This window comes from Thermohalobaculum sp., assembly GCF_058622915.1.
On record NZ_JBZSYN010000129.1, the window covers coordinates 1 to 11,572 of the forward strand.

The 11,572-nt window shown below is 70.5% G+C and carries 12 protein-coding genes; 10 read left to right on the forward strand and 2 right to left on the reverse strand.

Features of this window, described 5'->3' with window-relative positions; all coding sequences use genetic code 11:
- From AC32QD_RS09970 to AC32QD_RS09980, 3 genes are all read left to right on the forward strand, one after another.
- A partial coding sequence (locus tag AC32QD_RS09970; RefSeq protein WP_492010344.1) for an ABC transporter permease occupies positions 1–352 on the forward strand: 352 nt, incomplete at its 5' end.
- The gene (locus AC32QD_RS09975; protein WP_492010345.1) at positions 352–1,254 is read left to right on the forward strand and encodes an ABC transporter permease; all 903 of its coding nucleotides are present in this window, start codon (positions 352–354) and stop codon (positions 1,252–1,254) included. The genes AC32QD_RS09970 and AC32QD_RS09975, both read left to right, overlap by 1 nt.
- Entirely contained in the window at positions 1,251–2,879 is a 1,629-nt protein-coding gene (locus AC32QD_RS09980) for an ABC transporter ATP-binding protein (protein ID WP_492010346.1), read from the forward strand. Before AC32QD_RS09975 ends, AC32QD_RS09980 begins: the two co-directional genes overlap by 4 nt.
- A 17-nt stretch (positions 2,880–2,896) precedes the next feature.
- Here the strand turns inward: AC32QD_RS09980 and pncA are convergent, their stop codons facing one another.
- Both pncA and AC32QD_RS09990 read right to left on the reverse strand, forming a co-directional pair.
- Positions 2,897–3,535, reverse strand: a complete 639-nt coding sequence (gene pncA / locus AC32QD_RS09985) for a bifunctional nicotinamidase/pyrazinamidase (protein WP_492010347.1) — start codon at positions 3,533–3,535, stop codon at positions 2,897–2,899.
- Positions 3,532–4,890 carry a nicotinate phosphoribosyltransferase gene (locus AC32QD_RS09990; RefSeq protein WP_492010348.1) on the reverse strand — a complete coding sequence of 453 codons (1,359 nt, stop codon included), beginning with the start codon at positions 4,888–4,890 and terminating at the stop codon, positions 3,532–3,534. The genes pncA and AC32QD_RS09990 overlap by 4 nt, the downstream gene beginning before the upstream one ends.
- Positions 4,891–5,107: 217 nt before the next feature.
- Between AC32QD_RS09990 and AC32QD_RS09995 the strand changes: the two genes are divergently transcribed.
- The 7 genes from AC32QD_RS09995 to phoU all read left to right on the forward strand — a co-directional run.
- Positions 5,108–5,335: a hypothetical protein gene (locus tag AC32QD_RS09995; protein WP_492010349.1), complete on the forward strand. Its 228-nt coding sequence runs from the start codon at positions 5,108–5,110 to the stop codon at positions 5,333–5,335.
- A gap of 50 nt (positions 5,336–5,385) precedes the next feature.
- The gene (locus tag AC32QD_RS10000) at positions 5,386–6,555 is read left to right on the forward strand and encodes a CaiB/BaiF CoA transferase family protein (RefSeq protein WP_492010350.1); all 1,170 of its coding nucleotides are present in this window, start codon (positions 5,386–5,388) and stop codon (positions 6,553–6,555) included.
- Between the two features lie 250 nt (positions 6,556–6,805).
- Positions 6,806–7,846, forward strand: coding sequence for an ABC transporter substrate-binding protein (locus tag AC32QD_RS10005; protein WP_492010351.1), 1,041 nt, complete (start codon positions 6,806–6,808; stop codon positions 7,844–7,846).
- Positions 7,843–8,646: an ABC transporter ATP-binding protein gene (locus AC32QD_RS10010; protein ID WP_492010352.1), complete on the forward strand. Its 804-nt coding sequence runs from the start codon at positions 7,843–7,845 to the stop codon at positions 8,644–8,646. The genes AC32QD_RS10005 and AC32QD_RS10010 overlap by 4 nt, the downstream gene beginning before the upstream one ends.
- A 1-nt stretch (position 8,647) precedes the next feature.
- Positions 8,648–9,544, forward strand: coding sequence for an ABC transporter permease (locus tag AC32QD_RS10015; protein WP_492010353.1), 897 nt, complete (start codon positions 8,648–8,650; stop codon positions 9,542–9,544).
- A gap of 131 nt (positions 9,545–9,675) precedes the next feature.
- Positions 9,676–10,986: a sensor histidine kinase gene (locus tag AC32QD_RS10020; protein WP_492010354.1), complete on the forward strand. Its 1,311-nt coding sequence runs from the start codon at positions 9,676–9,678 to the stop codon at positions 10,984–10,986.
- 94 nt (positions 10,987–11,080) lie between these two features.
- Positions 11,081–11,572 (forward strand): phosphate signaling complex protein PhoU (phoU, locus tag AC32QD_RS10025; RefSeq protein WP_492010355.1); only part of this gene is annotated, 492 nt, incomplete at its 3' end.

Here is an 11,572-nt window from a genome sequence, read left to right on the forward strand (position 1 = left end):
GCGCATGACGCGCGCATCCGTGATGGAGGCGCTGAACGAGGACTACATCCGCACCGCCCGGGCCAAGGGACAGAGCGAGCTGAAGATCCTGGTGCGCCACGCGCTGAGGAACGCGGCGGTGCCGATCGTCACCGTGATCGGTATCGGCATCGCGCTGTTGATCGGAGGCGTGGTGGTGACCGAGAGCGTGTTCAACATCCCCGGCGTCGGGCGACTGGTGCTCGACGCCGTGCTGGCGCGCGACTACCCGATCATCCAGGGGCTGATCCTGTTCTTCAGCTTCATCTACATCCTGGTCAACCTCTTGATCGACCTCAGCTACGCCTTCCTCGACCCGCGGATCCGCTACTGATGGCCGCGAGCCCCGACACCGACCCGATGGCGCTGTCGGCCGAGGCCGAGCTGCCCGAGCGCAGGCAGGTCAGCGTGGTCACGCTGATGCTGGCCAATCGCGGCGTTTTCTGGGGCGGCATGATCCTCGTCGCGATGGCTATCATCGCCGCGCTGGCGCCGCTGGTCACCGGGGACCCCAAGGCGCTCGATCCGATCATGCGGCTGAAGCCGCCCTCGGCCCAGGCATGGTTCGGCACCGACCAGCTGGGGCGCGACGTCTTCACCCGCGTGCTGTGGGGGGCGCGGATCTCGCTGGTGGTCGGGCTGGCGGTGGCGGTGATGGCGGTGAGCATCGGGCTGGTGTTCGGCATGGTCGCGGGCTATGTGCGCGCGCTCGACGGCGTGATCATGCGGGTGATGGACGGGCTGATGGCGATTCCCGGCATCCTGCTGGCGATCGCGCTGGTCTCGCTCTCGGGTGCGACGCTGTGGACCGTGATCGTCGCCATCGTGATCCCGGAGATCCCGCGCGTGGTGCGGCTGGTGCGCTCGGTGGTGCTGACGGTGCGCGAGGAGCCATACGTCGAGGCCGCCATCGCCTCGGGCACGCGGCTGCCGCTGGTGCTGAGCCGGCACATCCTGCCCAACACCATCGCGCCCCTGATCGTGCAGGCGACCTATATCTGCGGCTCGGCGATGATCCTGGAATCGATCCTCGGCTTCCTCGGCGCCGGCATCCCGCCCGAGATCCCGAGCTGGGGCAACATCATGGCCGAGGGGCGGACCTATTTCCAGATCACGCCCTGGATCATCTTCTTCCCCGGCGTGGCGCTGGCCATCACGGTGCTGGCCGTGAACATCGTCGGCGACGGGCTGCGCGACACGCTCGACCCGCGCATCGCCAGGAAGATGGGCACATGACGGAGCCCGGCGCGCCGGTCCTCGAGATCAGCGGGCTGACGGTCAGCCTGCCCGAGGGGGCGGACCGCGCCTTCGCCGTCGAGGACGTGAGCATCACGGTCAAGGCCGGCGAGATCGTCTGCGTCGTCGGCGAGTCCGGCTCGGGCAAGTCGGTCACCGCCTACACGGTAATGGGCCTGCATCCCCGGCGCGAGCTCAGGCCCGTGGCGGGGCGGATCGTGCTCGAGGGCACCGATCTGCTCAAGCTGTCGGACCGGCGCATCCGCCGCCTGCGCGGCGAGCGGATGGCGATGATCTTCCAGGAGCCGATGACCGCGCTCAACCCGGTGCTCAAGGTCGGCGAGCAGATCGCCGAGATGCTCGAGATCCACTCCCGGATGGGGCCGCGCGAGCGGCGCGAGCACGTCATCGCCGTGATGCGCGACGTCAGGCTGCCCGAGCCCGAGCGCATGTTCCACTGCTATCCGCACCAGCTCTCGGGCGGGCAGCGCCAGCGGGTGATGATCGCCATGGCGCTGGCGCTGGAGCCGGGGCTCCTGATCGCCGACGAGCCGACCACGGCGCTGGACGTCACCACCCAGGCGCAGATCCTCGAGCTGATCAAGACGATCCAGCGAGTGCACGGCATGGGCGTGATGTTCATTACCCACGACTTCGGCGTGGTCGCCGAGATCGCCGACCGCGTGGTGGTGATGCAGCAGGGCAAGGTGGTCGAGGAGGGCACGCGCGAGCAGGTGCTGACCAGCCCGGGCCATCCCTACACGCGGATGCTGATCGGCTCGGTGCCGAGCCTGACGCCCCCCGAGCGCGCCGCGCCCAAGCGGCAGGAGGTCGCACTCGAGGCGCGCGGGCTCGACAAGGTCTACGGGCACGCCGGCTGGCTGGGCGGCGGGCGCCTCGTGCACGCGGCGCAGGACGTGGACCTCATCGTGCATCGCGGCGAGACGCTGGGGGTGGTGGGCGAGTCCGGCTCGGGCAAGTCCACCGTGGCGCGCTGCATTGTGCGGCTGGTTGACCCGACCCGCGGCGCCATCGAGATCGACGGCCACGACATCGCGACGCTGAGGGAGGGCTCGCTCAGGCCGTTCCGGCGCAACATCCAGATCGTCTTCCAGGACCCCTACCGCTCGCTCAATCCGCGCCGCACCGTGGGGCAGTCGATCGTCGAGGGGCCGATGAACTTCGGCATGGCGCGCGGGCAGGCCCTGGAGAAGGCGCGCGAGTTGATGCGCGTGGTCGGGCTGGCGCCCGAGGCGCTGAGCCGCTTTCCGCACCAGTTCTCGGGCGGCCAGCGCCAGCGCCTGTGCATCGCGCGGGCGCTGGCCATGGAGCCCAGGGTGCTGATCGCGGACGAGGCGGTCTCGGCGCTCGACGTCTCGGTGCAGGCGCAGGTGCTGGACCTGCTGGCGCGCGTGCGCGCGCAGTTCGACCTCGCCATGCTGTTCATCACCCACGACCTGCGCGTGGCGGCGCAGATCTGCGACCGCATCATGGTCATGCACGATGGCGTGGTGGTCGAGCAGGGCCCGACGCGCGAGGTCTACACCAAGCCCCGTCACGACTACACGAAATCGCTGCTCGCGGCCGCGCCGGGGCGCAGCGTGGCCTTCCTGGCCGGCGCCTGACGGCCCGCCCGCGCGGCTCAGTCGAGCCGGTGGCTGTCGATCGTGGCGATGTCGTGCGCGGCAAAGCTCTCGCGGGTCTTGCGCATCGAGCCGTCGACGTCGATGCCGCGGCAGGCGTCTTCGATGACGACCGCCTGGAAGCCCAGCTTGAGCGCGTCCTCGGCTGACCAGCAGACGCAGAAATCCAGCGCGAGGCCGGCGAGGAACACGCGCTCGAGCCTGCGCTCGCGCAGATAGCCGGCCAGCCCGGTGGGGGTGGCGTGGTCGTTCTCGAAGAAGGCCGAGTAGGAGTCGATTTCCGGGTCGTAGCCCTTGCGGATGATCATCTCGGCATGGCGGACGTCGAGGTCGGGGAGGAACTCGGCGCCCCGGGTGCCCTGGATGCAGTGGTCGGGCCAGAGGATCTGGGGGCCGTAATCCGCCTCGATGGTCTCGAGCGGCTTCCTGCCCGGATGCGACGAGGCGAAGGAGCTGTGGCCCGCCGGGTGCCAGTCCTGGGTCATGACGACGTGGCGAAAACGCCTGGCCAGCCGGTTGACCGGGCCGACCACGGCCTCGCCGTCGGGCACGGCGAGGGCGCCGTCCGAGGCGAAGTCGTTCTGAAGATCCACGGCCAGCAGCACGTCCCGGTCGGTGATGCTGACGCTGTCGGTCATGCCTGGCTGCCTTCGTGCTCCTCGAGCCATTCGTCGACTTCCTCGGCAAGGTGGCGCAGGCGGGCGCCGACGCGCACGGGATAGCCCGGCCCGGCCTCGAGCCGCTGCATGTGGCCGGGCAGGCGGGCAAGCTCGCGCGCGGCGCGGCTGCGGGCCTCCTCGAGGTCCGGCTGCGTCCCGATGCGCCGCCCGCCCCGCATCACTGGGCGCAAGAGCTCTTCGCCCTCGTGGGTGTCGTCCTCGGTCGAGAGCGTGTCGCCCGCCATGCGGCCATCGGCGCCGTAGCTGCGCCAGACCTGCTTGCGGCCCGGCCAGGTGACCTTGCCCGAGGACTTCTTGCGCCGGGCGATGCCGTCGTACTCCTCGAGCTTGTAGGCCGAGTCGAGCGAGGCGGCGTCCACCGAGGTGGTCAGACTGGTGCCGACGCCGAAGCCGGCGATCGGTGCGCCGCCACGCACCAGGGCGGCGATCCGGTCCTCGTCGAGCCCGCCCGAGGCGAAGATGGTGACGTCGCCGAGCCCGCCATCGTCGAGAATCCTCCGCACGCTGTACGCCAGCGCCTCGAGATCGCCCGAGTCGAGACGCACGCCCTGGATGGCGATCCCGGCCTCGGCGAGCTTGGGCGCTAGCGCCACGACCTTCTTGGCGCCCTCCTCGGTGTCGTAGGTGTCGATCAAGAGCACGAGGCCCTCGGGCCGGGCGTGGGCGAAGGCCTCGAAGGCTTCTGTTTCGTTGTCAAAGGTCTCGACGAAGGAGTGCGCCATGGTGCCGTAGATCGGCACGCCGAAGTCGCGCCCCGCCTCGACCGTTGCGGTGCCGGTGCAGCCGGCGAGGTACGCGGCGCGGGCGGCGAGCAGCCCGGCCTCGGAGCCGTGCGCCCGGCGCAGACCGAAATCGACCAGCGTGCGGCCCTGGGCCGCCAGCACCATGCGCGCGGCCTTCGAGGCAATCAGGGTCTCGAAATGCAGGAGGTTGAGCAGCCGGGTCTCGGCGTACTGGCCCACGGGCAGGGGCGCGGTGAGGCGCAGGATCGGCTCGTTGGGAAAGAACACCGTGCCCTCGGGCATGGCGTGGACGTCGCCGGTGAAGCGCATCCCGGCGAGGTAGTCGATGAAGTCCCGGCTGAAGCGGCCGGTGGATTTCAGCCAGTCGAGCTCCTCGGGCCTGGCAGCGAGGTCCTCGAGGAACTCGAGCGACTGGGCAAGGCCCGCGGCGAGCAGGAACTGCCGGCGCTCGGGCAGCTTGCGCACGAAGAACTCGAACACGGCCGTGCCGGTCTTGCCGGCCTCGAGATAGGCCTGCATCATGTTGAGCTGGTAGAGGTCGGTCAGCAGGAAGTCGTGCACGAGCGTCATCGGCCGTGGTCCTGTCGCTGGGCGGGCGGCGTCGGGCCGCGGACTTTGCGTCTGTCGCGGGACCCTATGCCGTCGATGCGCAGATTGCCAGCGGCGGCGCCTTCGGGCCAGCGGAATCCGCCTCCGCCCCGCCCGCCCGGTCCCCAAGCCTGTGGACCGGGGCGCAGCGCCGCGCTAGCCTTGGCCAGGGCCGGCTCGGGGAGCGGACGCAACGTCGATGAACATGACATCGCATGACGTCAGGTGCCTCCCGGGCGACATCGACGGGCACAGGAGGGCCGAAATCATCGCCGGTGGCGCGACGCTGGCCGAGCTGGAGCAGGTGGCCTTCCCCCTGACATGCCGGACCGGCGTGACCGGCGAGGTGCGGCGACCGATGAGCGGGCGGGCGCTGAGGATCCGCGAGCCGGTGCGGCGCGACGAGGACGCCGACGAGGAGCCCTGATCCGGGCTGGACGCTCTTGGTCGCGGCGTTGGCCACGAGGGAGGACGGGCATGACATTTGCGCCGCTCGAGGGCGTCCGCGTGGTCGAGATGAGCCACATGATCATGGGGCCGTCCTGCGGCATGGTCCTGGCCATGCTGGGCGCGGAGGTGGTCAAGGTCGAGCCGCCCCCGGGCGACCGGACGCGGGCGCTGAGCGGCATGGCGGCGGGGTTCTTCCCGCTGTTCAACCGGGGCAAGCGCTCGGTCAGGCTGGACCTCTCGACCGAGGCGGGGCGCGCGGCGCTGCGCTGCCTGCTGGGCCGCGCCGACGTGTTCGTCGAGAACTTCCGCGACGAATCGCTGGCCAGGCAGGGGCTTTCGCCCGGGGAGCTTGGGCGCGCCTTTCCGCGGCTGATCATCGCCTCGCACAAGGGCTTCCTGCACGGGCCCTACCAAGGGCGCACGGCGATGGACGAGGTGGTGCAGATGATGACCGGGCTGGCCTACATGACCGGGCCAAGCGGGCGGCCCTTGCGGATCGGCACCTCGGGCAACGACATCATGGCGGGGCTGTTCGGCGCGCTGGGCGTGCTGGCGGCGCTGCGCGAGCGCGACCGCACCGGCACGGGGCGCGAGCTGCGCGTCGGGCTGTTCGAGAACTGCCTGCTGCTGGTCGCCCAGCACATGGTGCCCTGGGAGCTCGAGGGCTATGAGGCGCCGCCCATGCCCGAGCGCGACTTCGCCTGGCCGGTCTATGACATCTTCGACACCGCGGACGGGCGGCAGATCTTCGTCGGCGCCATCACCTCGGGCCACTGGGCGAGCCTGTGCGACCTGCTGGACCTGGGCGAGCTGAAAGCCGACCCGCGGCTGCAGAACACCATGGACCGGAACCGCGCGCGCGACTGGACGATCCCGATGATCCGCGCGCGCATCGGGGGGTGGCAGGAGGCGGCCCTCAACGCGGCGCTGGAGGCGCGCGGCATCCCCTTCTCGCCGATCAAGCGGCCGGTGGAGATGTATGACGACCCGCACGTGATGCGCGCGGGCGGACTGATCGAGTCGCGCACCGGCGAGGGGCAGCGCTTCCGCGCGCCCGGGCTGCCGCTCGAGACCGACGGCGCGCCGGTCGCGGCGCCCGCCGACGTGCCCGGCATCGGCGAGCACACCGAGGCGGTGCTGCGCGAGGCGGGCTGCGACGAGGCGCTGATCCGCGAGGTGCTGGGGGCGGCGGGATGAGCGGCGCACGCACCCTCCATGACAAGCTGTGGGACGAGCCCGTGGTGCGCGAGGGGCGGACCGCACGGCGCCGATCCGGATCGGCCGGCCCCTGGTCTGCGGGCTTGACGGGATTGCCGCCACGTTGACTCATGGCGACGAAATCGCGGCGCACGAGGTGTGGCTCGACGCCGAGCGGCACGGGCGCAGGCCGGAGTGGGCGTAAGGGGGGGCCGGCGGAGCCTGCCGGCAAGCAACGGGAGAAAGCACGATGCATCTCAACAAGCGGCAGTTTCTCGCGGGCAGCGCGGCGCTGGCGGGGTCTATGACGCTGTGGCGGGTGTCGGCACGGGGCGCAGGCCTGCAGCAAGTGACGGCTGCGCACTCGGTCAACACCACGATCTACGCCGCGCACATGGTCGCGACTGCCAAGGGCTTCGACAAGGAGGAGGGCATCAAGCTCAAGGTGATCGAGGCGCTGGGCGGCTCGAAGGTGCGCCAGATCCTGGCGGCGGGCCAGGTGAGCTATGCGCTGGGCGACTCCAGCCATCCGCTGCAGCTCACCAACCGTGGCCTGCCCGCGAAGATCCTGATGGCGACCGACAACCGCTGCTCCTACGCCAACATCGTGGTGCGCAAGGATCTTTACGACAAGGGCATCGACTCGGTCGCCAAGCTGGCCGACTACAAGCGCAACGGCGGCAAGCCGGTCATCGCGGCCACCGGCATCGGCTCGGGCACCTGGGTCTACGGCACCTACGTGCTGGAGCAGCACGGCGTCGGCGACAAGTTCAACTGGGTCGCGGGCGGCGGCTCGAAAACCATGCTTGGGGGCCTCAAGGCCGGCACGTTCGATGCGATCATGGCCGTGCCGATCTGGATCTTCGAGGCCGAGGACGGCGGCTATGGCAAGACCATCTACGACATCAGCGACGCGGCGTCGTGGAAGAAGGTCTTCGGCGGCAACATCCCGGCCACGGTGATCTATGTGCTCGAGGACACGATCACCGCGAACAAGGTGCTGACCGCGAAATACGTGGCCGCCATGTACAAGTCGATGCAGTGGCTGGGCGCCTCGAGCACCGACCAAATCTACCAGGTGATCGGCGAGCAGATGCCGCGCTTCGCCGAGGCCACCGTGAAGCGCGAGATCGAGTACTACAAAAAGATCTGGCAGTATGACGGCGACTTCCCCGAGGCCTCGTTCGAGAACGGCGCCAAGGTGTGGTTCCGCGACAAGACCAAGATCGCCCCGTTGCGCTATGGCCAGGTGGTGGACCTGCGCTTCCTCGCAGACGCGCGGAAGGCATGAGGCCAGGCGAGCCGCGGATCGTCCTCGACGGGCTGAGCAAGACCTTCGCTATTGGCCGGGGCCTGACGGTGCCGGCCGTCGAGGGGGTCAGCTATCAGGTCCGCCAGGGCGAGTTCGTGGCGCTGATCGGCCCGTCCGGCTGCGGCAAAAGCACCATCCTCAACATGATTGCGGGGCTGATCCCGCGCTCGGGCGGCTCGATCCGCATCGACGGGCGCGAGGTCGAGGCCGGCCGGCCGACGCCCAGGGTCGGCTATGTCTTCCAGCGCGACACGGTGTTTCCCTGGCGCACGGTCCGGCGCAACATCGCGCTCGGCCTCGAGCTCGCGCGCCGGCCGCGGGCCGAGCGCGAGGCGGAGGTGGCGCGCATGATTGCGCGCGCCAAGCTGTCGGGCTTCGAGGACGCGTTCCCGATCACGCTGTCGGGCGGCATGCGCCAGCGCGTCTCGCTGATGCGCACCCTGGTCATGCGGCCCGAGATCCTGCTGATGGACGAGCCCTTCGGGGCGCTGGATACGCACACCAAGCTGGAGATGCAGAACTTCCTGCTGGAGATCTGGGAGGAGCAGCAGCAGACGGTGATCTTCGTCACCCACGACCTGGCCGAGGCGCTGACGCTGGCGGGCAGGATCGTGGTGCTCTCGGCCCGGCCCGGGCGGATCAAGGAGGTCTTCGAGGTCCCCTTCGCGCGGCCGCGCAACGCCATCACGCTGCGCGAGACGCCACAATACTCGGCGCTGTTCTCGCGGGTGTGGCATTCGCTGGGCGAGGAGTTCCAGCGCAGCCGGGCGGAGGGCTGAGATGGGCGTCTCGCGCCTCTGGGTGAATTTCTGGCGCCTGGCGCTGCTGGCGCTGATCCTCGCCGTGTGGCAGTGGGGCGATGCGGTGAACCAGTGGCTGGTCTCGGGGCTCTCGCCCGGGTGGCAGCGGGCGCTGACCATCAAGGTGCTGGAGCCGTTCTTCATCTCCAAGCCCAGCCAGATCTGGCAGCGGTTCCTGGTGCTCGCCTGCTTCACCGACCGCCACGGCACCTGGCTTGTGGGCGCCGGCGGGTTCGGCGAGTGCCTGGCGCACCGGCCGAACAACCTGTGGTACGCCACCTGGGCGACGCTGAGGAACACTTTCTGGGGCTTCGCCGTGGGGGTCGGCTCCGGCGTGGTGGTGGGGCTGGTCCTGGGGCGGGCGCAGTTCCTGGCCAAGGTGTTCGAGCCCTTCATCGTGGCCTTCAACTCGCTGCCGCGCATCGCGCTGGTGCCGCTCATCGTGCTGGTGTTCGGGCTGGGCGACGCCTCGAAGATCGTGACCGCCTGGGTGATCGCGTTCTTCATCGTGTTCTTCTCCACCTACGAGGGGGCGAGGGCGGTCGACCGCGACCACATCAACGCGGCGCGGCTGCTCGGCGCCTCGCACTGGCAGGTGACCTGGACGGTGGTGGTGCCCTCGACGCTGGCCTGGGTGTTCGCCGTGCTGACGCCGGCACTGTCCTTCTCGCTGATCGGGGTGATCATCGGCGAGTTCATCGGCGCGCAGGTGGGCCTGGGAAAGATCATCATCGAGGCCGAGGCGACGCTCGAGACCGCCGACATGATGGTGGCGCTTCTGGTGCTGATGTTTATCGGCGTCGCGCTGGCGCTGCTGATCCGGCGGGTGCAGGCCTATCTGCTGCGCTGGCAGGCGCAGTTCAGCGACCGCGGATAGCCCGGCGCCTGGCGCAGAATCCCCGGCGTCCGATCCGGCCGTCCGGTGCCGCTTGCCAAGGGGGCCTGGCGGACACGATGCTTCTCCCGCGGGCAGGTCGCATGGTATGCACTGCGCGGGGAGGCGGGCCGATGGTGCGCAGGCAGGAGATGCTGGCCGTATTGCTCGGCGTGGCGGTCAGCGCCGTGGGCGCGGCGCTGGCGGCGGCGGCGGGTGCCGGCCCGCTGGCGATCGCGGTTGCCGCCTTCGTGCCGGGCCTCGTCGCGGCGCTGGCGCTGCGACCCTCTGGCGGCGCGCGGTCGGCGGCGCCGGCGGCGACGCTGCGGTCCGAGGCGGCTGGGCGCCCGGGGCAGGGGGCGGAGCTTCTCGCCGGGCTGCCGCTGCCACTGATCGTTCTCGACCGGCAGATGCGGCTGCGCTTCGCCAACCGGGCTGCGGCCGAGATGTTCGGGCCGGTGGCGGCCGGCGCGCCGCTGTCCTCGCTGCTGCGCGCCCGCGCCCTGGCCGACGCGGCGGCGGCGGTCGCGCGGGACGGCGAGGCCCGCGCCGTCGAGTTCACCCACATGCAGACGCGCGAGGAGCGGGTGCTGGTGGCGCATGTCAGCCCCGTGGCCGGCAGCGTCGCCGAGGACGGAGCGGCGCTGATGGTGCTGGTGGAGGACCACACGCGGCTGGCCCGCATCGAGCAGATGCGCCGCGACTTCATCGCCAATGCCGGCCACGAGATGAAGACGCCGCTGGCCTCGCTCAGCGGGTTCATCGAGACCTTGCAGGGGCCGGGGGCCGACGACCCGGAGGCCCTGGGGCGCTTTCTGCCGATCATGGCCGCGCAGGCCGAGCGCATGAAGCGGCTGGTCGAGGACCTTACCTCGCTGAGCCGGATCGAGATGAACGAGCATGTGCGGCCGCGCACCGCCCTTGATCTCGGCGCCCTGGTGCGCGACACGGCTGATGCGATGCAGCCGCTGGCCGACGCGGCCGGGGTGGGGCTGGAGGTCGAGATGCCCGATGAGGGACCACGGGTCACCGGCGAGCGCGACGAGCTTGGCCAGCTGTTCGCCAACCTGATCGAGAATGCCATCAAGTATGGCGGCGCGCCGGGTCCGGTGATCCTGCGTCCGGCCCCCGACGAGCCAGGCCGGCGGTCGATGGCGGGCGTCGCGGTGGTCGACCGCGGCCCGGGCATCGCGCGCGAGCACATCCCGCGGCTGACCGAGCGATTCTACCGGGTGCCGGGCGCGGCGCGCGGCAAGGAGGGCACCGGGCTGGGTCTTTCCATCGTCAAGCACATCCTCAACCGCCACCGGGGCGACCTGACCATCCGCTCGACGCCCGGCGACGGCGCGAGTTTCACCGTCTGGCTGCCGCGCGCAGCCGGGCCGGCCGCGGGCGCCACCGCAGAGGCGGCCCGGCAGCAGGCCCCTGCCGCGCCTTCGCCATGACAGCGCGCCCTGACGGCGAGGGTCTTTACCGATCCGGACAAAACGGGCAGGGACGGTTATAAGAGAGGCAAGTTCAGCGGAACCGAAGGCGATCATGGGCGAGCATATAGTCAGGGCGTTTGACGAGGACCTCACGGAGGTCCGCGCGAAGATCTCGGAGATGGGCGGGGTTGCCGAGGAGCTGCTCTCGGGGGCGCTGCGGAGCGTGCAGGAGCGCGACAGCGGGCTGGCCGAGGAGGTGATCCGCGGCGACAAGCGGCTCGACGCGCTGGAGATGGAGGTCGAGGAGATGGCGACGCGGGTGATCGCGCTGCGCCAGCCGATGGCGCAGGACCTGCGCCTGCTGATCGCCTGCCTCAAGCTGTCCTCGACCATCGAGCGGATCGGCGACCTGGCGAAGAACGTGGCGCGGCGCAGCCTGCACCTGACCAGGACGCCGCCCACCAGCGTGTCGGGCTCGATGGTGCGCATGGGGCGGCAGGCCCTGGGGCAGCTGACGCAGGTGCTGGACGCCTGGGCCAGGCGCGACGTCGAGGCTGCGGTGGCGGTGTGGCGGCGCGACGCCGAGATCGACGAGGCCTACAAC

Excerpts from the sequence above, each read along its gene's own strand:
- AC32QD_RS09975 (WP_492010345.1), top strand. The coding sequence starts at position 352 with ATGGCCGCGAGCCCCGACACCGACCCGATGGCGCTGTCGGCCGAGGCC.
- AC32QD_RS09980 (WP_492010346.1), top strand. The coding sequence starts at position 1,251 with ATGACGGAGCCCGGCGCGCCGGTCCTCGAGATCAGCGGGCTGACGGTC.
- pncA (WP_492010347.1), bottom strand. The coding sequence starts at position 3,535 with ATGACCGACAGCGTCAGCATCACCGACCGGGACGTGCTGCTGGCCGTG.
- AC32QD_RS09990 (WP_492010348.1), bottom strand. The coding sequence starts at position 4,890 with ATGACGCTCGTGCACGACTTCCTGCTGACCGACCTCTACCAGCTCAAC.
- AC32QD_RS09995 (WP_492010349.1), top strand. The coding sequence starts at position 5,108 with ATGAACATGACATCGCATGACGTCAGGTGCCTCCCGGGCGACATCGAC.
- AC32QD_RS10000 (WP_492010350.1), top strand. The coding sequence starts at position 5,386 with ATGACATTTGCGCCGCTCGAGGGCGTCCGCGTGGTCGAGATGAGCCAC.
- AC32QD_RS10005 (WP_492010351.1), top strand. The coding sequence starts at position 6,806 with ATGCATCTCAACAAGCGGCAGTTTCTCGCGGGCAGCGCGGCGCTGGCG.
- AC32QD_RS10010 (WP_492010352.1), top strand. The coding sequence starts at position 7,843 with ATGAGGCCAGGCGAGCCGCGGATCGTCCTCGACGGGCTGAGCAAGACC.
- AC32QD_RS10015 (WP_492010353.1), top strand. The coding sequence starts at position 8,648 with ATGGGCGTCTCGCGCCTCTGGGTGAATTTCTGGCGCCTGGCGCTGCTG.
- AC32QD_RS10020 (WP_492010354.1), top strand. The coding sequence starts at position 9,676 with ATGGTGCGCAGGCAGGAGATGCTGGCCGTATTGCTCGGCGTGGCGGTC.